Below are 18,627 nucleotides of genomic sequence, written 5' to 3' on the forward strand. Positions count from 1 at the left end.
CGCCAGGAACCAGGGCGGCGCGGAACGCGGAAAAGGGCCGGGGCTCAAAGCCCGGGCCCTTCCCTCACGACGCCGTTCGACCTGTCCGGCCGCGCGCTAGCTCTCTTCGCGCTGGTGGTACGTCTTGCGCGTGTGTTCCGTGTGCGCCCGCATGATCTCCGTGGCCCGTTGCTCGTCGCGCGAGGAGATCGCCGCGATGAGCGAGCGGTGCTCGATCCAGGACCGGGTGCCGCGCCGGCGGGCCAGCGGGGTGTAGTGCCAGCGCACCCGGCGGTCCACCTGCCCGGCGAGTTCGGAGAGGACGACATTGCCCGCCAGCTCCATGACCTTGGCATGGAACGCCGCGTTGGTGGCAACCGCCAGGTCCACGTCGTCGTCGGCGACGGCCTGCTCGCCCTCGGCGCACAGCTCCTCCAGGGCGGCGATCCCGGCCGTGCCGGAGTTGGCCGCCGCAAGACGAGCGGCCTCGGCCTCCAGGAGGGTGCGGACCGAGAGCAGCTGGTCCGCCTCGTCCTCAGTGGGCTCATGGACGAACGCACCCTGGGCGGGCCGCAGATCGACCCAGCCCTCGGTGTTCAGCCGCTGCAACGCCTCCCGCACCGGCTGCCTGGACACTCCGAGCCGGCCGGCCAGCTCGCTCTCGACCAGATGCCGGCCGGGACGGAGCGCACGCGTCGTTATGAGCTCGAGCAGCGCCTCGTACACGCGCTCGCGTAGCGGACCGGGCCGTTCCAGCTTCGGCACAGCCCCTTGCGGCAGTCCTGTGGACAACATCGCGGTCCCCCTCCGGGCGATGAGCAATTGCTTATCGTCTACAGTCTCACGACGCCCCTCAGGGACAGCGGATCACCTGACCCGCGTACGAGAGATTCCCGCCGAAGCCGAAAAGCAGCACCGGCGCGCCGCTGTGGACCTCACCGCGCTCCACCAGCTTGGACAGGGCCATCGGGATGGACGCAGCGGACGTATTGCCGGAATTCACGACATCCCGGGCGATGATCGCGTTGACCGCACCGATCTTCCTGGCGACCGGTTCGATGATCCTCAGATTGGCCTGATGCAGTACCACCGCGGCCAGATCCTCGGGGGCGACACCGGCCTTTTCGCACACCTTGCGGGCGATGGGCGGCAGCTGTGTGGTGGCCCAGCGGTATACGGACTGCCCCTCCTGCGCGAACCGCGGGGGCGTCCCCTCGATCCGTACCGCGTTCCCCATCTCCGGCACCGAACCCCACAGCACGGGGCCGATCCCGGGCCGGTCACCGCTGCCCGGGTCCGCGACGACGACCGCCGCACCGGCTCCGTCGCCGAGCAGGACACAGGTGCTGCGGTCGGTCCAGTCCGCGATGTCCGCCATCTTGTCGGCGCCGATGACGAGGACGCGCTCGGCCGCGCCCGCCCTGATCGCGTGGTCGGCGGTGGCGAGGGCGTGCGTGAAACCGGAGCAGACGACGTTGATGTCCATCACCGCGGGCGAGCCCATGCCGAGCCGGGCGGCGACCCGGGCCGACATGCTCGGTGAACGGTCGATCGCGGTGGAGGTCGCGACAAGAACCAGATCGACTTCGACGGGCTGCAGCCCCGCCGCGGCGAGCGCCTTGGCTCCCGCATGCGCGGCCATCTCGTCCACCGGCTCGTCAGGGCCTCCGACATGGCGGGTCTTGATGCCGACGCGACTGGTGATCCACTCGTCACTGGTGTCGACCATGGCCGCCAGATCGTCGTTGGTGAGTACCTTGGCGGGCTGATAGTGGCCGAGCGCCACGACACGTGAGCCGGTCATGTACAAGATCCCCTCGCTACGTATGGCAGGAACCATCCAGTCTTGGTCGCTACTGCCTGGTACGGGGGCACGTGATCCCACAGGATTACCACCCGCTCATTGGAGGCTTGGCAACAGCCCTACCCAGACAGAAGGCATACTGTAGACAATGTTCTGTCGACAGGGCACTGCGAAAGTCGCAAGTCGCAGTTGTCGGCGCCGGTGCCATCGGCGCCCATGTCGGGGCCGCGCTCCATCGCATCGGCGCCGGGGTCCGCCTCATCGCCCGCGGCCCGCATCCGACCGCGATGCGCCGTGACGGCGTCCGCGTCCCCAGCCCTCGCGGAGACATCACCGCGCGCCCCTCGGCCACCGACGATCCGTCGGAGGTCGGGCCCGTCGACTATGCGTTCTCGGGCTCAAGGCCAACTCCTGTACGGCGTCGGGCCCGTTGGTCCAGGGACGCCGCATCAATAGCGTCGACGTCGCGGGCCGCGGCTTCGACGCCCGTATCTCCACCGAGCATGACGCACCGCTCACCGATTCGGCCTGTGTCCACTGCGGCGACTGCATCGTGGTGTGCCCCACCGGGGCGCTCTCCTTCAAGACCGAATTCGATAGGCGGGCGGCCGGGACCTGGGACGAACAGGCCCGGACGGAGACCACCATCTGTGCGTACTGCGGTGTCGGCTGCAATGTCACACTCCATGTGCAGGACAATGAGCTCGTCGAGGTCACCTCTCCGCACGACAATCCGGTGACCCACGGCAACCCCTGCATCAAGGGCCGGTTCGGCTTCCAACACGTACAGAATCGGATTCAACCGCTATGGGACGGGTCACCGAGAGCCGCCGCACCATCCGTATCCGGGACGGGGCCGTATCCACGCGCCCCGACACGCTCGTCGCCGAGGAGCCCCTGGAGATCCGGCTGAACGGCAAGCCGCTCGCCATCACGATGCGCACACCGGGCGACGACTTCGCCCTGGCGGCGGGCTTCCTGGTGAGCGAGGGCGTGATCGGTGACGGCTCCGAGGTGCAGGGAATCGTCTACTGCGCCGGGGCCACGGCGGACGGCGTCAACACGTACAACGTCGTGGATGTGAAGCTCGCCCCCGGCGTCCCGGTCCCCGACATCACACTCGAACGCAATGTGTACACCACGTCGTCCTGCGGACTGTGCGGCAAGGCGAGCCTCGACGCGGTGCGCACCACCACCCGGCATCCGATCGCCGACGCTCCCCCCGTCCGGGTCGAGCCCGCCCTGCTCGCCGCCCTCCCCGACCGGCTGCGCGCCGCGCAGCGGGTCTTCGACCGGACCGGGGGTCTGCACGCGGCGGCGCTGTTCTCCGAGACGGGTGAGCTGCTCGACGTCCGGGAGGACGTCGGCCGGCACAACGCGGTCGACAAGCTGGTCGGCCGGGCTCTGACCGACCACCGGCTGCCGCTGTCCCGGGCGATTCTGCTGGTGTCGGGGCGGGCCTCGTTCGAGCTGGCCCAGAAGGCGGTGATGGCCGGGATCCCGATGCTCGCGGCGGTCTCGGCACCGTCGTCCCTCGCAGTCGATCTGGCGGCCGAGACCGGACTGACCCTGGTCGGCTTTCTGCGGGGTCCTTCCATGAACGTGTACGCGGGTGAGCACCGCATTGCCCTGGAGGCGACGGTCGGCCAGGGCTGAGCTCAGGCGCCCCGCCCGTCCGCTCGGGGCAGGGATCCGGCCGGCGGGGAGCGCCCCTGCGTCGGCCGGTCGCACCCGGGCGGGGCTCCGGGGGCACCTTCAGCTCGCCGTGACGGGCTGCCGTGACACCGCACTGTTCTCCCGGTTCTCCTCCTGCGGATCGCGCGAGCGGCGCTTGGCGATCACCGCGCAGACCATCAGCTGCATCTGCCCGCACAGATCGCCGCGGGCACATTGCCGCGGGCGATCGAGGTGAAGGCGATCGACGACTGGATCGGGACGCCCTGGCGGCGGCGATCCTGGCGGGCGGCGACCGGCTGATCCGCGGTGTCGGCACAATCGGTTCGATCAGTGGCCGGGACGGCGCATGACCGCACGCCTGTACGGGGGGGGAATGGACGGCAGCCGCAGTTCCGCGCCCGGCCCGGCCGGGTCGGGCATGTGCGGGCCCGTCCCTGGGCCCGTCTGCGGACCAACGCCCTCGTACCCGCTCGAAACGGAAGTGACAGCGGCGTACAGATTCGGTGGAGATTCCGGCGCCGGCCGCTTACTCCGCGGTCCCAGCCGCGCCCGAGCCTTGCCCATCTGGCCGGATTTCGGTGGCTGACCTGTGCATATGCCACGTTGTCCGCCGTTACGGGACCCTCCCGCCGCGCCGCCCGGTGGGGTAGCGTCACGGCGCTGTGCGGAGCGCCACAAGGAGCAGGTCATTGCGCGAGTTCACTGTCCCCCCCATGGCGGCCGCGCCCCTCGTAGGCGGGCTGGCCGATGTGGTGTTCGACTACGCCGAGGAAGATCCGCACCGGGTCGCGCTCGGCCGAAAAGACGCGAGCGGACGCTGGCAGGATGTCACTGCGGCAACGTTCCGCGACGAGGTGCTGGCGCTCGCCAAGGGGCTGATCGCGCACGGCGTCAGATTCGGCGACCGGGTGGCCCTGATGTCGCGTACGCGCTACGAGTGGACGCTCCTCGACTTCGCGCTGTGGACGGTCGGCGCCCGGTCCGTACCGGTCTATCCGACGTCCTCGGCCGAACAGGTCCTCTGGATGCTGCACGACGCCGATGTGTCCGCCATCGTGGTCGAGCACGAGGACCATGCGATGACGGTCGCGTCGGTGATCGACCGGCTGCCGCAGCTCAAGCGGCTCTGGCAGTTGGACGCCGACGCGGTGACCGAGCTCGTCGACGCGGGCGCCCGTGTCGAGGACGAGGTGGTGCACCGCCACCGGCGCGCGGTGACGCCCGAGTCGGTGGCGACCATCATCTACACCTCGGGCACGACGGGACGCCCCAAGGGCTGCGTGATCACGCATGCCAACTTCATGTTCGAGACGGACACCATGGCCGCCCGCTGGGAGTCGGTCTTCCACTCCAAGCCGGGCGACGAGGCGGCGACCCTGCTCTTCCTGCCCGTGGCACATGTCTTCGGCAGGATGGTGGAGCTCGCCGCGGTCCGCGGCCGGGTGAAGCTGGGCCATCAGCCGGAGTTGTCGGCGAAGGCCCTGATGCCGGACCTTGTGTCGTTCCGGCCGACGTTCATCCTGGCGGTGCCGCACATCTTCGAGAAGGTCTTCAACGCTGCCCGGCGCAAGGCCGAGGCGGAGGGCCGGGTCGGGCCGTTCGACAAGGCCGCGGACATCGCGGTGAGGTACGCCGAGGCGTCGGAGGCGCGGGCGTTCGGGACCGGCCCCGGGCCGTCCGCCGGGCTGCGGATGCAGCACCAGTTCTTCGACAAGGTCGTGTACAAGAAGGTGCGCGAGGCGATGGGCGGCCGGCTCCGGCACGCCATGTCCGGCGGTTCGGGGATGGAGCGGCAGCTCGGACTGTTCTTCGAAGGCGCCGGCGTCACGGTGTACGAGGGGTACGGGCTGACCGAGTCGACCGCGGCGGCCACCGCCAATCCGCCGGAGCGCACCCGGTACGGCACGGTCGGGCAGCCGATCCCCGGCACCACCGTGCACATCGCCGAGGACGGCGAGGTGTGGGTGCACGGCGGCAATGTGTTCGCGGGCTATCTCGGCGACCCGAAGGCCACCGACGCCATACTGCGCGACGGCTGGCTGGCCACCGGGGATCTGGGGGCGCTCGACGAGGACGGCTATCTGACGATCACCGGGCGGAAGAAGGAGATCCTGGTGACGTCGGGCGGCAAGAGTGTGTCGCCGGCCGGTCTGGAGGAACGGGTGCGGGCACACCCGCTGGTCGCACAGTGCATCGTGGTCGGCAACGACCGGCCGTACATCGCAGCCCTGGTCACGGTCGACCAGGAGTCGGTGGACCACTGGCTCGCCATGCAGGGGCGCCCGCCCATGAGGCCGGAGGATCTGGTGCGGGATCCGGACCTGGAGATGGAGGTCCGGCGCGCGGTGGTGGCCGCCAACACAGCGGTGTCGCAGGCCGAGTCGATCCGTACGTTCCGGATTCTGGCGCATCCGTTCAGCGAGGAGCACGGTCTGCTCACCCCGTCTCTGAAGCTGAAGCGCAAGGCGATCGAGACGGCGTACGCGGCGGAGGTCGAAGCGCTGTACCGCTGAGGCACGGCCGTGCCTCAGCGGTTGAGCGCCTGCTAGGTGATCGAGATGCGGAACAGCTTGTCCGCACCGTCCGGTTCGCCCCCGTTGTTGTCGCAGTTGGTGGTGGAGAGCCAGAGCTGGTCCTGGCCGGGCACCTTGGTGACCGTGCGCAGCCGGCCGTACGTACCGACGTAGTACGCGGTCGGCGTGCCGAGGTTCTCGGTGTCACCGGTGATCGGTACTCGCCACAGCCGTTCGCCCTTCAGCGCGGCCATGTAGATGACATTGCGGACGATGGCGATCCCGCTGGGCGAGGCCTCGGAGACGTTCCAGGTCTTCTTCGGGTTGGTCATGCCGGCGGTGGAGCAGCTGCCCTCACAGACGGGCCAGCCGTAGTTCTTGCCGGGCTTGATGAGGTTGAGCTCGTCCTTCTTGCTGTCGCCGAACTCCGCCTCCCACAGGCGTCCTCTGTCGTCGAAGGCGAGGCCCTGCGGGTTTCGGTGGCCGTAGCTGTAGACGTAGTTGCCGAACGGGTTGCCCGGGGCGGCCTTGCCGTCCGTGGTCATCCGGAGGATCTTGCCGTTGAGCGAGTTCTTGTCCTGCGCGAGGTCGGGGGTCTGGGCCTCGCCGGTCGACGCGTACAGGTAGCCGTCGGGGCCGAAGGCGAGCCGTCCGCCGTTGTGGTACCTGCTCTTCTTGATGCCCTGGAGCAGGACCGTGTATCCGCCGAGCGAGGTGCCGTCGTATGTCATGCGGGCGACGCGGTTGCCCTCGGACGCGGTGTGCATGAAGTACACGTAGTGATTGGTGGACCACTTGGGGTCGACGGCGACACCGAGCAGGCCGCCCTCACCGTTGGTCGTGACGGCGCCCGGCACGGCACCGACCTGGGTCCTGGTGCCGCCGGAAGTGACCTTGAAGACCTTGAAGCTGTCCCTTTCGGTCACCAGCGCGGTCTTGCCGTCGGGCATCCAGTAGGTGCCCCAGGGGATGGACCAGCCGGTGGAGACGGTGGCGATGCCCGACGGTACGCCGCCGTCGGTGGCGCAGGCCGGGGTGGTGAAGGTGACCGTGTTGCTCGCCGCCGAGATGTTGCCCCCGGCGTCCTTGGCAACGACGTCCAGGCTGTACGGGCTGGCGCAGGCGAGCCCGGTGAGGGTGGTCGTGGTGGCCGGCGGGGTGCCGGTCACGGTCTTGTAGACGGTGCTGCCACTGCGTACCTCGTAGGCGGTGACGGCCTCGTTGTCCGTCGACGCGCCCCAGTTCAGGACAACGCTGTTCGCGGTGAGGCCCGAGCTGGACAGGGTGCCGGGTGCCGAGGGCGCGGTGGTGTCGGAGCTGGGCAGCGTGGTGCAGTCCACGATCGGGCTGACCGACGAAACATTGCCGGCCGCGTCACGGGCGAACAATGTGATGTTGTACGTGGTACTGGGGGTGAGCCCGGTCAGGTTCTTCGTCGTGACGGTGCCTGCCGCCTCCGCGAACTTGTTGCCGTGTTCGTAGATGTCGTACGCGGCGACGCCCACGTTGTCGGTGGCGGCGTCCCAGTTCAGCGTGAAGCTGTCCTCGGAAATCGCCGAGCAGCTGGGCCGGCCGGGTGCGGTGGGTGCTTGCGTGTCCGATGAGGTGACCGTGAAGTCGATGTAGTCGAGGTTGGGCAGCCCGTTGGCCGTCGTGGACGTCAGCCGGATCTTGTTGCTGCCTGCCTTGACCGGGGTGGTCAGGGTGGAGGTGGCCCAGGTGTTCCAGTCGGCGGTGGCGTTGAAGGCACGGGCGGCCGAGACGACCGTGCCGCCCACGGCGATGTCCGCCGGCCGGCCGGCCGTCGTGCCGTTGGAGTACCGGACGGCGATCTGACCGGTCCCGGCAGAGGCCGCGGTGACAGTGAACTCCACATAGCTGCCGACGACATTGTCGCCGTTCACGAAGCCTGTCCCGGAGTATCCGGAGTGATTGGACTCGGCGGCGCCCAGGACGATCGTCGCGGACTCCGCCTCGTACCGGGTGGCCGCCGCGGAGGCGGATTGCGGCACCGCCTGCACCAGGGCGGTACAGAGCAGCATGACCGCGAGCGCGGCCACTCTTCCTCGTAACGTGGTGAGTGTGCTGACCTTCATCTGAACCTCCGTCAGGGAACCCAGTAGTTGCCGGACGCGACGATCATCGACTGCAGCTGGACGCTCCCGCCGTAGTAGAGCTGTGGGTCGATCGAGGTGGAGGCGAGCTTGTTCCAGAGCGCGTCGAGCCAGGCCTGGGAGCCGGGGTCGGTCAGCGCGGTCACGACGAACGGGGCGGTGAATGCCATGTCGTCGCCGCTGTCGAACGCCGTGCCGTTCAGGTGGTAGCCGGTGACGATCCTGTTCGGGTCGCCGCCAGTCCTGGACTTGATCCAGGAGTTGAGCTTGCGCGCCGAGGCGAGCGAGGCCGCGTCCCCGCTGGTGACGGCGTCCGCGCCGATGCGCCACGGGTCGCGGCAGGCGTTCCAGGAGTAGTCGCCGTCGTTGGGTCCTTCGAGCACCTCACCTGCAGCGGGCTCGGGCGTGGTGTTCGTGTTGACCACGAAGTCCGCCAACAGGCCGGTGTTCGCAGCGTACTTGGACTGCTGAGTGCTGATCAGATTCTGATGGGCCGTGCGCACGGTGTCCCAGGTGCTGTCGCCCGTAGCCGTCCTGAAGGCGCGGAAGTGGTCGATCAGCCAGTCCGAGGAGCGGGTCATCCAGTAGTGGGACTCGCCGGAGTCCGACCAGTCACCGAGCAGCATGAGGTGGGTGGTCGGGTTGACCTCGCTCTTCTTGATGGCGTTGATGTGCTTGACCGCGAGATCCTTGTAGTTGTACGTGCCCGTGGATCCCCACTGCTTGTCGGCGAGGAGCAGCCCGTAGGCGACGTCGAGGTCCCCGTCCGTCGCCGAGTCGGAGCCGTCGACGCTCTTGCAGGAGGTGTCCTGCTCGGCGGCGAGAAGGTTGGCGTTGTTGACCGAGGGGTGCGCGAGCATGTACTTCACCATGCCGTCGAAGACCGTCTTCGCCTCCGGGTCGGCTCCTGCCATCGTCGCGGTGACGACCATGCCGTAGCCCTGGGCCTCGGCGACGTAGGGGTGGTCGGCGTCCGGCGAGATGACCTCGTACCAGCCGTTGCCGCAGTTCTTCCTGACGAACGCGGACTTCCAGGCGTTGTACGTCTTGATCACGGCCTGGTCGAGCGCGGACTGTGAGCCGGACGGCTTCAGCGTCCCTGCGGCGTACGGGAATCGGTGGCTGCCGAAGGGCACTGCGGGACCACCGGCGGCGGGGGCTTGGCTGTCCAGGTAGTCGAGGTTGGGGCCGCCGTTCGCCGTGGTCGCGGTGGCCCGGATCGTGTTGGTTCCGGCGACGAGCTGGGCGGTGATGGTCTTCGTCGCCCAGGTGTCCCAGGAGCCGGTCCCGTCGAAGGCTGCCCCGGGGGCGACGACCGTGCCGTTGACGCTGATGTCCATCGGGCGGTTGGCGGTCGTACCGTTGGCGTAGCGGATGGCGAGCGAGGTGCTGCCCGCGGTGGCGTTCACCGTGAACTCCACCGACGAGCCGGCGACGTTGGTGTAGTCGACGAATCCGGTGCCGGAGTAGCCGGTGTGATTCGTCGCCACGGCCGCCTGGGAGAGCGTCGCGCCCTCCGCCTCGTAACGGGTGGCCGCGGCGGCCGCGGGCGGCGCAGCGGGCAGGGGCAGCAGCAGTCCGGCGGCGGCGAGGGCCGTCCCGCCGAGGATTCGCATTCTCGTGGTGGTACGCATCGGATCTCCTCAGCCCTTGTACTGGACGACGATCTTGGTGAAGTCGTACGGGGACTGGGAAACCCCGCTGCAGGCGTCCGCGTCGTTGCCGGAGCCGCAGGCGCGGTCCCGGTTGACGGACCAGAAGGCGAAGCGCGCGATGTGGTGCTGCTGCGCGTAGCCGAGGATCGTTCTGAAGTCGGTGGTGGTGACGGTCTCGTCCGATTCGTCGGTCTTCCCGTTCATCGAGGAGACCCCGATGTGCCGGTAGGCGGCGTCGTCGCTGTACCCGTATGCGCTCTTGACCGCGGCCTTCAGTCCGTCGAGCGCGCCGACCGTGGCCGAGCCCATGGTGCCGGTGTGCCCGCCGAAGTCGAACGGCATGATCACCCAGCCGTCGTTGGCGAGGCCCGCTGCCGCTCCCCGCTTGATGAGGTCCTTGCCGTTGGCGTCGGGGCCGGTCGGGGTGGTCCCCATGGTCACGTACGTCACGATGCCCGGGTTGTCGGTCTTGACGATCTTCAGGGCGTCGACCACCCGCTGCCGCACCGTGGCGTTGGAGAACTCGGTGTCCTCGATGTCGATGTCCAGCGCCTTCAGGTGGTACGCGTTGATCACCTTCTGGTACGCCCCGGCGAGCGCGGCGGCGCTGGAACACTTCTCACCGAGCTTGTTGCCGCTCCAGCCACCCGCCGAGATGACGATGTCGCCGCCGGCCGCCCGGATGGAGTTGATGGCGGCCTGATCCGAGCCGCCGGTCAGTGCCCGGTCGCCGTCCCACTTCGGGTTGCAGGTGCCGTCCGAGAGGATGAAGGCCAGCGTGAACCACTTCACCCCCGTCGCCGCCATCACATCGGTCGGCTTCTGCGGGTTCCCCCAGCCGAGGTACTCGTACGGGGCCGCGGCCATCGCACCGGGGCCCGCTGCCGTCGTAGCGGTGGTCAGGGAGTCGATGTTGGGGCCGCCGTTCGCCGTGGTGGCCGTGGCCCGGACGGTGTTGGCACCCGCCTTCAGCGTGACGGCGACCGGGGCGGTGGCCCAGCTGTCCCAGGACCCGGTGCCGTTGAACGCCTTGCCCGCGGCAACGGTGACGCCGTTCACGGAGATGTCCAGCGGGCGGTTGGTGGTGGTGCCGTTGGCGTAGCGCAGGTCGATGGTGGTGGAGCCTGCGGTGTCGGCGTCGACGGTCCACTCGATGTAGCCGCCGGCGACATTGGTGTAGTCGACGAAGCCGGTGCCGGTGAATCCGGTGTGGTTCGTCGCCACCGCCGCCCGGTACAGGCTCGCGTTCTCGGCCTCGTACGCGGCCGTGGCGGCTGAGGCCTTCGGGAGGTGGGCGAACAGGGGCAGAAGCAGACAGCTGAGTCCGGCGAAGACGGCCACGATGCGGCGTGGGGGTGCGGCAGGGTGCACGGTGATCCCTTCCGGTTCGACGTTAGGAAAGGTTCCTAACCAACACTGCATAGGATTCCCTGGGGCTCGTTCTGTCAATGCCCCGCGCGGGCCCAAATCCCGGAAGCTGCAGGTGGGTTGAGAGGACCGCGGGCAGCCCGGCGGGGCGACGGGATCACCCCGCCGCCCCGCGTCCGAGTGGGCGTTCCACCCGCCTTGACGGGGCTCGGTCAATGGCCCGGACGGATAAGGTCGGAGCAATATCGAGTCGGTGTCGCGTCGATCCCGGGCGGGGCAGTAAGGCGTCGCTGAACGTCAGGTCGGCAGGGAATGCATCGCGCCCCGTGATCGTTGACCATGAGAATCCCAACCGACGACGTAAGGATCGACCGCTCGTGAGCAAGGTCCCCTCCATCACGCTCAACAACGGCGTCGAGATGCCGCAGCTCGGTTTCGGTGTCTGGCAGGTGCCGGACGACGAGGCCGCGAAGGCGGTCGCGACAGCCATCGAGTCCGGGTACCGGAGCATCGACACCGCCGCGATCTACGAGAACGAAGAGGGCACGGGCAGGGCCGTCGCAGCCTCCGGTGTCGCCCGCGAGGAGCTCTTCGTCACGACGAAGCTGTGGAACGCCGACCAGGGCTACGACTCCACCCTGCGCGCCTTCGACACCTCGCTCGACAAGCTGGGTCTGGACTACGTCGATCTGTATCTGATCCACTGGCCGGCGCCGGCCAAGGACGCGTACATCGACACGTACAAGGCCTTCGAGAAGATCTACTCCGAGGGCCGCGCGAAGGCCATCGGCGTGTCGAACTTCCTGCCCGAGCACCTGGAGCGCCTGCTCGGCGAGACCTCCGTGGTCCCGGTGATCAACCAGATCGAGCTCCACCCGCAGCTCCAGCAGTCCGAGTCGCGCGCCTTCCACGCCAAGCACGGCATCGCGACCGAGGCCTGGTCGCCGCTTGGTCAGGGCAAGGGCCTCCTGGAGGTCCCGACGGTCGTCGCGATCGCCCAGAAGCATGGCCGCACGCCGGCCCAGGTGGTGCTCCGCTGGCACATCCAGACCGGCAATGTGGTGATCCCGAAGTCCGTGACGCCGTCCCGGATCGTGGAGAACCTCGATGTGTTCGGCTTCGAGCTGGACGCCGACGACCTGGCCGCGTTCGCCGCACTGGACGAGGGCAAGCGTCTCGGCCCGAATCCGGGCGAGTTCAATCTCGGCGCCTGAGCCGTGCCGCTGCACCGTTGAAGTACGCAGACCGCCGCCCGGCTGCCGAGCCGGGCGGCGGTCTGCTGCCCAGGAAGGAACCGGAACATGAGCGGGGACACCGCACCCGTTGTCGCAGCGGGTCGCTACCGGCTGCGCAATGTGGGCAGCGGGCTGCTGCTGGAGGTGTACGGCTCCGCCAAGGGCGCAGGCGCCCCGGTGCAGCAGGGTGAGGAGAGCGGTTCGGCGGCCCAGCACTGGGAGCTGACGCCCGTGCACGAGGGCGCCGCCCTGTACCACCTGGTCAATGTCCACAGCGGCAAGCGGCTGGACGTCGCCAATGCCTCCACCGAGAACGGTGCCGTGGTCCAGCAGTGGCGGGCCAACAACTACGGCGCCCAGGAATGGCTGATCGAGCAGCACCTGGAGGCGCCGGGGGTGGTGACCCTGGTCAGTTTCATCAGCGGGCTCGTCCTCGAGGTGGCCGATGGCAGCACGGTGGACGGTGCTCGCGTCCAGCAATGGGAGGACACCGACTCCCCCGGCCAGTGGTGGCGGTTGGAGCCGGTGCCGGACACCCCCATGGTCTGAGCCGTTTCGTTCGGATTCGAATCGCAGGCCCGGTAAAGCCCTCAGGAATCCGGCCCCATGCCTGGCCAGGCTCCCGGCGGCCGGGACGTGGGCGGCGTCTGCCGCGCCGGCGCCACGTTCTGCCGCCCCGGTCGCCGGGTCCTGCCAAAGGCTCGAAGGCCACGTACGGCACGGCTGTCCAGCTGGGCTGGCAGCGCCTCGCCGTCCGGCTCTAGTGCCGTGACCGGCAATGTTTGCCCGGAAGGAGCGTCGTCCAGTGCGTGCGATCGCAAGGCGGCCAGAAGTCCTTGTAGCGGAGCTACCAGGGCTTTTGGCCAACGCAGCGAGCGTGCGTGCTGGGCGGCGCGACGGGGCAAAGCTTGCCGGGAGGGGCACTAGTATGGCGTGGCAGAAGTATCCAGACTGGAACCCCGGCCCGATTCCGGCGGGCCGGGGTTCTATGCCAGGCGGGTGAATCGATCACCGGCCTTTGTAGTGGTGCTCGGTCACCAGTCGTCGTGATGGTGCTCGATCACCGGTTTCAGTAGTCGTCGCCGAAGTCGTCACCGAAGTCGCCGCCGCCCTTGCCGCCACCGTGGTGGCGCTCGATCACTCGGAAGCTGCCCACGACTCCGTTGTGGACCTTCACGCCGCCCCGGACACGGCCCGGGTGGACGCCGTCGCTGGAGCTCCAGGGACCGACGGTCGCCAGCGGGGCGCCGTTGTCGCAGGTCGCGCCACGGAAGACCTCGACGGTCCGGCGGCTGTCGTTGCGGATGTTGAGGGTCTTGGAACCGAGACCGCTGACCACCGTGATGCAGCCGCCGCCTTCGGCGGTGTAGGTGCGCTCGTTGATGTGGATCCGGCCCTCGAAGTGCCGGTGACCCTTGTTCTCGCGGCCACCACCCTTGTTCTCGTAGCCACCACCCTTGTTCTCGTAGCCCTCGTTGCCCTTGCCCTCGTTGCCCTTGCCCTCGTTGCCGTTGCCGGACTCGCCGCCGTTGAGGGCCGACACGGGGGCGGCGGCCTGCTGCTGGACGACCGGGGCAGCTTGGGCCGGCTCCGTGGAGGCAGCCGAGGCGTACGTGATGCCGGTGGCGGCCAGGGCCGCGGCAGCCGCGAGAGCGGCGGTAACGCCAGTGGAACGCGTAACCATGTCACTTCTCCTGTCTCAGAGAGGCCGACCGAACAGCCGACCCGAGATTGAACGTACTTACGGTCCCCATAGCTGTCATATCGGACACGTTGGAAGGTCGACTCCGGAGCGCCGATCGGGGTACACGAGACACCCAAATGCCATTTTCAGATAATCTGACAAGCTTCCAATCACCCTTATTTGTGGGCGAATTGATGTGGCATTAGCCTGTCCAGGCGACTTCCTGATGCCCTCTCACCCCAGACGGCAGCGTGTCTTTGTTGACACGGCCCGGGCAGGAGCTGTACGCCACTGCCCTGAATACCCGTCATCCGCACTCCCACCCCCGCACTGACCTGCAGTGACGCGCCGATGGAGCGCGCCGAAGAGCGCTGCTCGGGTCGCCGACTGCCCGGTGGCCGCGGGCGAGCGCTCATTCCACGGCGACGTCGGCCGTATCCGGTGCGTCCCTCCGTCCGGAGCGCAGTGCCCGGCCCGCGGCGTACGCGAGCAGCGCGACGCCCCAGGCCAGGAGGCTCATCAGCAGCTGTGAGCGGCTGTCGGCGCCGAAGTACATCGAGACCAGGATCGCGACGATGGCGAGCACGGTCACCGCCTTCACCACGGCCCGGGCCGGTTCGTCGGGAGATCTGGCGAACGAGCCGGTCGCCGGCTGCGCGGGCGCCATTTCTCCGAGCATCCGGATCACCGGGACGATGAGGGCCCCTGCCAGTACGTAGGTCAGCACGGCGGCCGGGCCGATGTCATTGACGACGCCTGAGCCCACGAAGAGGCCGGCGCCGACGACACCTCCGATACCGATCGGCGTCAGGTGCCTTGCCGCAGTCCTTGCCTCAGCTCCACGGTCCCGACCGGCTGTTCCGTTTCGTGGCTCATCGCGTTCCTGGGCCGGCTCTGACCGGGATGCTGGAGAGGGGAAGCCCGGCCGGCGGAGCGCGGCCGGGCGGACGGGGTGTCATGAGCCCCGTGTGTCAGCGGTAGGCCGCCTGCCCGGTGAGGGCGTGACCGACTGCCAAGGTGTGGATCTCGCTGGTGCCCTCGTACGTCAGGACCGATTCGAGGTTGTTGGCGTGCCGCAGGGGCGAGTACTCCAGCGAGATGCCGTTGGCCCCGAGTACGGTCCGGCATTCGCGGGCGATGGCCAGGGCCTCGCGTACGTTGTTGAGCTTGCCGACGCTGATCTGCTCGGGCCGCAGCGTCTCCCGTTCCTTGAGGCGTCCCAGATGCACCGCAAGCAGGGCGGCGTTGCCGAGCGACAGCGCCATGTCGGCCAGCTTGCGCTGGGTGAGCTGGAAGGCGCTGATCGGCTTGCCGAACTGGATGCGCGAGTCGGCGTAGTCGAGCGTCGCCTGCAGGCAGTCGCGCCCGGCGCCGACCGCGCCGAAAAGAATCCCGAAGCGGGCCTCGTTCAGGCAGGACAGCGGGCCGCGCAGTCCCCGGGCCCCGGGCAGGAGGGCCGAGCCGGGCAGGCGGACGTCCTCGAAGTGCAGCTCGGAGGTGATCGACGCACGCAGCGACATCTTCTGCTTGATGTCGCTGGTGGTGAAGCCGGGGGTGCCGCGCGGGACGAGGAAGCCCCGTACCCCGTCCTCGGTCTGCGCCCAGACGGTGGCGACATCGGCGATACCGCCGTTGGTGATCCACATCTTGGAGCCGCTCAGGATCCAGTCGCTGCCGTCGCGGACGGCCCGGGTACGCATGTCGGCCGGGTTGCTGCCGAAGTCCGGCTCGGTCAGCCCGAAACAGCCGATCGCCTCGCCTGCAGCGAGCCGCGGCAGCCACTCCTGCTTCTGTTCCTCCGATCCCCACTGCCGGATCGAGAACATGGAGAGGGATCCCTGGACGGACACGAAGCTGCGCAGGCCCGAGTCGGCCGCCTCCAGCTCCAGGCAGGCGAGTCCGTAGCTGACCGCGCCCGTGCCCGCGCAGCCGTAGCCGTCCAGGTGCATGCCGAGCACACCGAGTTTGCCGAGTTCGGGCGCCAGTTCGCGGGCGAAGTGTGCGTCCTCGAACCATCGGCCGATGTGCGGACGGACCCGCTCGGTCAGGAATCGGGCGACCGTGCCCTGGATCTCGCGCTCCTCGTCGGTGAGCAGGGAGGCGATGTCCAGCAGATCGAGCGGGTCCTTGAGGCGCTTGGCCGGGGGCATGGGGAACTCCTTCGGTATGTGCTGCCGGTGTGGATCGGAATGGGTGCGGGGTGCGGAGGCGGGCCGGCCGGGCGGTCAGCTGTCCAGCCAGCGCCTGAGGTCCTCGGTGTGCTCGCCGAGCCGCGGCGGGCGCCGCTCGTAACGCGGCGGGGTACGGGACAGCCCGATGGGGTTGGCCACCAGGCGCATGGGGTCGTCGGGGTCCGCGTCGGCCGGTGTGACCCGCGGGGACAGGCCCAGGCGTTCGGCGAGGTCGAAGGCGCCTGCGAGGTCGTTGACCGGACCGCAGGGCACCCCGAGCGGGGTGAGCAGGTCGAACCACTCGGCGGCGGTACGCAGGGCGAGCCGTGCGGAGATCTTCTCGGCCAGCGCATCGACGTGCGCGACCCGGTCCGCGTTCGAGGCGAACCTGGGATCGGCGGCGAGCGCGTCTGCGCCCAGGCCCCGGCACAGGGCGCGGAACTGCCGGTCGTTGCCGACGGCGACGACCAGCGGCCGGTCCGCAGCCGCGTACACCTCGTACGGGGCGATGGACGGGTGACGGTTGCCGAGGATGCCCGGCACCTGGCCGGCCAGGGTGTACCCGCCCGACTGGTTGACCATGCTCGACAGCAGCGACGACAGCAGACTGACCTCGACGTGCTGGCCTTCGCCGGTCGCGTCGCGGTGGCGCAGCGCCGCCAGGACCCCCACGGCCGCGTGCAGGCCGGTCAGTACATCGACCAGCGCCACGCCCGTCTTGACGGGCTGCCCAGGTGCGGGCCCGGTGACGCTCATCAGCCCGCCGACCGCCTGCAGCAGCAGGTCGTAGCCGGGGAGCGAGGCGCCTTCACCGGCTCCGAATCCGGTCACCGAGCAGTAGACGATGCCGGGGTTGAGCGCGTGGGCCTCCTCGTAGGAGAGCCCGTGCTTGTCCATCGTGCCGGGGCGGAAGTTCTCGAAGAGCACATCAGCGCGGCGCACCAGCTCGTGTGCGTCGCGGCGTCCTTCCTCCGTGCCGAGATCTACGGCGAAGGACCGCTTGTTGCGGTTCACGGACAGGAAGTAGGTGGACTCGTCATGGGCGCGCGGCGGGCCCCAGGCCCGGGTGTCGTCGCCGGTGCCCGGACGCTCCACCTTGATGACGTCGGCGCCCAGGTCCGCGAGGAGCATCGTGGCGTACGGGGCGGCCAGCACCCGCCCGAAGTCGGCGACCACGACACCCGACAGGGGGCCGGGAACGGAGGTGTTCATCGGGTCACCGTCCGGGAGCCGCGTACGTACACCGTGGTCGTGGTGGTGAAGAAGTCCCGTGCGGCGCGTCCCTGTTCGCGCGGGCCGAAACCGGTGTGCCGTGATCCGCCGAAGGGCGCATGCGGATCGGCCCCGGCAGTCTCTGAGTTGATGTGCGGAAATCCGGCTCGGCGTGGCCGGCCAGGTGCCCCGTCGCGACCGTCTCCTCGGGGCGGGCGGGGTCGGTGCTGATGAGCTCGGCACCGTCACCGGTCCGCCACTGCCCGGCCACGAGGTGGCGCAGCAACGGCGTCTGCTGCGCGGGATCCGGTGCGGGATCCGCCGCGCGGGCGGTGGCTGGGGTTTGCTGCATGTGCCTTCCTCTCGATACTCGTCCTTGCGCGAGGCGACTTGCCGAGTGCCTGGACGGTGACGGCCGGGACCGCGAAGCCATATCTTGGGCACACGGCGCACGTCCCCGCAGTGGACGAGATGTCCCGCTCCGATGCCGCAGAGCACTCCAATCCGTCCATGGGCGGTGCGCCCGGACGACTGGTCGGCTCGGCAGCCCGCGCCCCTGTGCGCCGGCACCCCACTCTTCACACTTCGGCGGCGGTATCGCGGTGACCACGGTCGGCAACTCCGGCGCGGAGGCGGTGGAGAACGCCGTCGCGTCGAGATCGCCCGCGCGGCCACCGGCCGGCCCGGCATCGTCGTCTTCGACCACGCATTTCACGGGCGTACGTTGCTGACGATGTCCCTGACCGCCAAGAACCGCCCGTACAGGCAGGGCTTCGGGCCCTTCGCACCCGAGGTGCACCGGGCTCCGACGGCCTACCCCTACCGCTGGCCCTCCGGCCCCGAGCACTGTGCCGAGCAGGCCGCCGACACGGGCTGCCGGCCCGCGCACGGCACATCGGCACCGCCATGCTCGACGCGCTGGGCAAGCTACGGGCGGCGCATCCGCAGATCGGGGACGTACGCGGCCGGGAAGCGGTGACTGCGGTCGAGCTGGTGGAACCGGACGGGGCGGCGCGGCCGGCCCCCGAGCTGACGGCCCGTGTCGCGCGACGCTGCCACAACCGGGGCCTGCTGGTGCTGACCGCGGGAAGCTACGGCAACGTACTGCGGTTCCTGCCGCTGCTGTCCATCACGGACACACTCCTTGACGAGGGCTTGGGGCTGCTCGGTGAGGTGATCGCGCAGGAGTGCGGCACCGGTGTGTGAGAGCGGTGC

General features: G+C 69.2%; 14 protein-coding genes and 3 pseudogenes. 7 read left to right on the forward strand and 10 right to left on the reverse strand.

All coding sequences use genetic code 11. The features are described 5' to 3' along the window. Positions 1–96 precede the first annotated feature (96 nt). Together OG953_RS07665 and OG953_RS07670 are read right to left on the reverse strand one after the other, a co-directional pair. Positions 97–774: a GntR family transcriptional regulator gene (locus tag OG953_RS07665; RefSeq protein ID WP_405683184.1), complete on the reverse strand. Its 678-nt coding sequence runs from the start codon at positions 772–774 to the stop codon at positions 97–99. A 58-nt stretch (positions 775–832) separates the two neighbouring features. Next, positions 833–1,783 carry a beta-ketoacyl-ACP synthase III gene (locus tag OG953_RS07670; RefSeq protein ID WP_405683185.1) on the reverse strand — a complete coding sequence of 317 codons (951 nt, stop codon included), beginning with the start codon at positions 1,781–1,783 and terminating at the stop codon, positions 833–835. Positions 1,784–1,950: 167 nt separating this feature from the next. Here OG953_RS07670 and OG953_RS07675 point away from each other — a divergent pair. From OG953_RS07675 to OG953_RS07690, 4 genes and pseudogenes are all read left to right on the forward strand, one after another. Next, a pseudogene (locus tag OG953_RS07675) lies at positions 1,951–2,222 on the forward strand (ketopantoate reductase family protein); the annotation flags it as partial. Positions 2,223–2,237: 15 nt separating this feature from the next. Next, positions 2,238–2,579 (forward strand): annotated as a pseudogene (locus OG953_RS07680) (4Fe-4S dicluster domain-containing protein); the annotation flags it as partial. 11 nt (positions 2,580–2,590) lie between these two features. Next, positions 2,591–3,439: a formate dehydrogenase accessory sulfurtransferase FdhD gene (gene fdhD / locus OG953_RS07685; protein ID WP_405683186.1), complete on the forward strand. Its 849-nt coding sequence runs from the start codon at positions 2,591–2,593 to the stop codon at positions 3,437–3,439. A gap of 734 nt (positions 3,440–4,173) precedes the next feature. Further along, positions 4,174–5,973 (forward strand): AMP-dependent synthetase/ligase, encoded by a 1,800-nt coding sequence (locus tag OG953_RS07690; protein WP_405683187.1) that lies wholly within the window; start codon positions 4,174–4,176, stop codon positions 5,971–5,973. A 32-nt stretch (positions 5,974–6,005) separates the two neighbouring features. Here the strand turns inward: OG953_RS07690 and OG953_RS07695 are convergent, their stop codons facing one another. Genes OG953_RS07695 through OG953_RS07705 form a run of 3 tightly spaced genes read right to left on the reverse strand, consistent with a single transcriptional unit; the run spans position 6,006 to position 11,113 of the window. Further along, a complete protein-coding gene (locus OG953_RS07695) occupies positions 6,006–8,069 on the reverse strand; it encodes a PQQ-dependent sugar dehydrogenase (protein ID WP_405683188.1) in 2,064 nt (687 codons plus the stop codon). A gap of 11 nt (positions 8,070–8,080) precedes the next feature. Next, complete coding sequence (locus OG953_RS07700) at positions 8,081–9,721, reverse strand: glycosyl hydrolase family 8 (RefSeq protein ID WP_405683189.1); 1,641 nt, start codon at positions 9,719–9,721, stop codon at positions 8,081–8,083. A gap of 9 nt (positions 9,722–9,730) precedes the next feature. Continuing rightward, on the reverse strand, positions 9,731–11,113 hold the full coding sequence (locus OG953_RS07705; protein ID WP_405683190.1) for a carbohydrate-binding protein: 1,383 nt from the start codon (positions 11,111–11,113) through the stop codon (positions 9,731–9,733). A 374-nt stretch (positions 11,114–11,487) separates the two neighbouring features. Here OG953_RS07705 and OG953_RS07710 point away from each other — a divergent pair, with 374 nt between their 5' ends. Both OG953_RS07710 and OG953_RS07715 read left to right on the forward strand, forming a co-directional pair. Then, positions 11,488–12,324, forward strand: a complete 837-nt coding sequence (locus OG953_RS07710; protein WP_405683191.1) for an aldo/keto reductase — start codon at positions 11,488–11,490, stop codon at positions 12,322–12,324. A gap of 87 nt (positions 12,325–12,411) precedes the next feature. Further along, complete coding sequence (locus OG953_RS07715; protein WP_405683192.1) at positions 12,412–12,894, forward strand: RICIN domain-containing protein; 483 nt, start codon at positions 12,412–12,414, stop codon at positions 12,892–12,894. 520 nt (positions 12,895–13,414) lie between these two features. Here OG953_RS07715 and OG953_RS07720 read toward each other — a convergent pair. From OG953_RS07720 to OG953_RS07740, 5 genes are all read right to left on the reverse strand, one after another. Further along, a complete protein-coding gene (locus tag OG953_RS07720; RefSeq protein WP_405683193.1) occupies positions 13,415–14,029 on the reverse strand; it encodes a hypothetical protein in 615 nt (204 codons plus the stop codon). A gap of 412 nt (positions 14,030–14,441) precedes the next feature. After that, positions 14,442–14,840, reverse strand: coding sequence for a hypothetical protein (locus OG953_RS07725; RefSeq protein WP_405691705.1), 399 nt, complete (start codon positions 14,838–14,840; stop codon positions 14,442–14,444). A 160-nt stretch (positions 14,841–15,000) separates the two neighbouring features. Further along, complete coding sequence (locus OG953_RS07730) at positions 15,001–16,179, reverse strand: acyl-CoA dehydrogenase family protein (protein WP_405683194.1); 1,179 nt, start codon at positions 16,177–16,179, stop codon at positions 15,001–15,003. Positions 16,180–16,254: 75 nt separating this feature from the next. Then, entirely contained in the window at positions 16,255–17,412 is a 1,158-nt protein-coding gene (locus OG953_RS07735; RefSeq protein WP_405683195.1) for a CaiB/BaiF CoA transferase family protein, read from the reverse strand. Then, positions 17,409–17,564: a hypothetical protein gene (locus OG953_RS07740; protein WP_405691707.1), complete on the reverse strand. Its 156-nt coding sequence runs from the start codon at positions 17,562–17,564 to the stop codon at positions 17,409–17,411. The genes OG953_RS07735 and OG953_RS07740 overlap by 4 nt, the downstream gene beginning before the upstream one ends. A gap of 465 nt (positions 17,565–18,029) precedes the next feature. On the opposite strand from OG953_RS07740, the pseudogene OG953_RS07745 reads away from it, so the two are divergent. Beyond that, a pseudogene (locus OG953_RS07745) lies at positions 18,030–18,618 on the forward strand (aminotransferase class III-fold pyridoxal phosphate-dependent enzyme); the annotation flags it as partial. Between the last annotated feature and the right edge of the window lie 9 nt (positions 18,619–18,627).

The sequence above is a fragment of the Streptomyces sp. NBC_00057 genome, from assembly GCF_045041165.1.
Classification (GTDB): domain Bacteria; phylum Actinomycetota; class Actinomycetes; order Streptomycetales; family Streptomycetaceae; genus Streptomyces.

Coding starts and splice junctions, on each gene's coding strand:
- OG953_RS07665 (WP_405683184.1), bottom strand. CDS start 774: ATGTTGTCCACAGGACTGCCGCAAGGGGCTGTGCCGAAGCTGGAACGG.
- fdhD (WP_405683186.1), top strand. CDS start 2,591: ATGGGACGGGTCACCGAGAGCCGCCGCACCATCCGTATCCGGGACGGG.
- OG953_RS07715 (WP_405683192.1), top strand. CDS start 12,412: ATGAGCGGGGACACCGCACCCGTTGTCGCAGCGGGTCGCTACCGGCTG.
- OG953_RS07730 (WP_405683194.1), bottom strand. CDS start 16,179: ATGCCCCCGGCCAAGCGCCTCAAGGACCCGCTCGATCTGCTGGACATC.
- OG953_RS07700 (WP_405683189.1), bottom strand. CDS start 9,721: ATGCGTACCACCACGAGAATGCGAATCCTCGGCGGGACGGCCCTCGCC.
- OG953_RS07735 (WP_405683195.1), bottom strand. CDS start 17,412: ATGAACACCTCCGTTCCCGGCCCCCTGTCGGGTGTCGTGGTCGCCGAC.
- OG953_RS07720 (WP_405683193.1), bottom strand. CDS start 14,029: ATGGTTACGCGTTCCACTGGCGTTACCGCCGCTCTCGCGGCTGCCGCG.
- OG953_RS07690 (WP_405683187.1), top strand. CDS start 4,174: ATGGCGGCCGCGCCCCTCGTAGGCGGGCTGGCCGATGTGGTGTTCGAC.
- OG953_RS07670 (WP_405683185.1), bottom strand. CDS start 1,783: ATGACCGGCTCACGTGTCGTGGCGCTCGGCCACTATCAGCCCGCCAAG.
- OG953_RS07695 (WP_405683188.1), bottom strand. CDS start 8,069: ATGAAGGTCAGCACACTCACCACGTTACGAGGAAGAGTGGCCGCGCTC.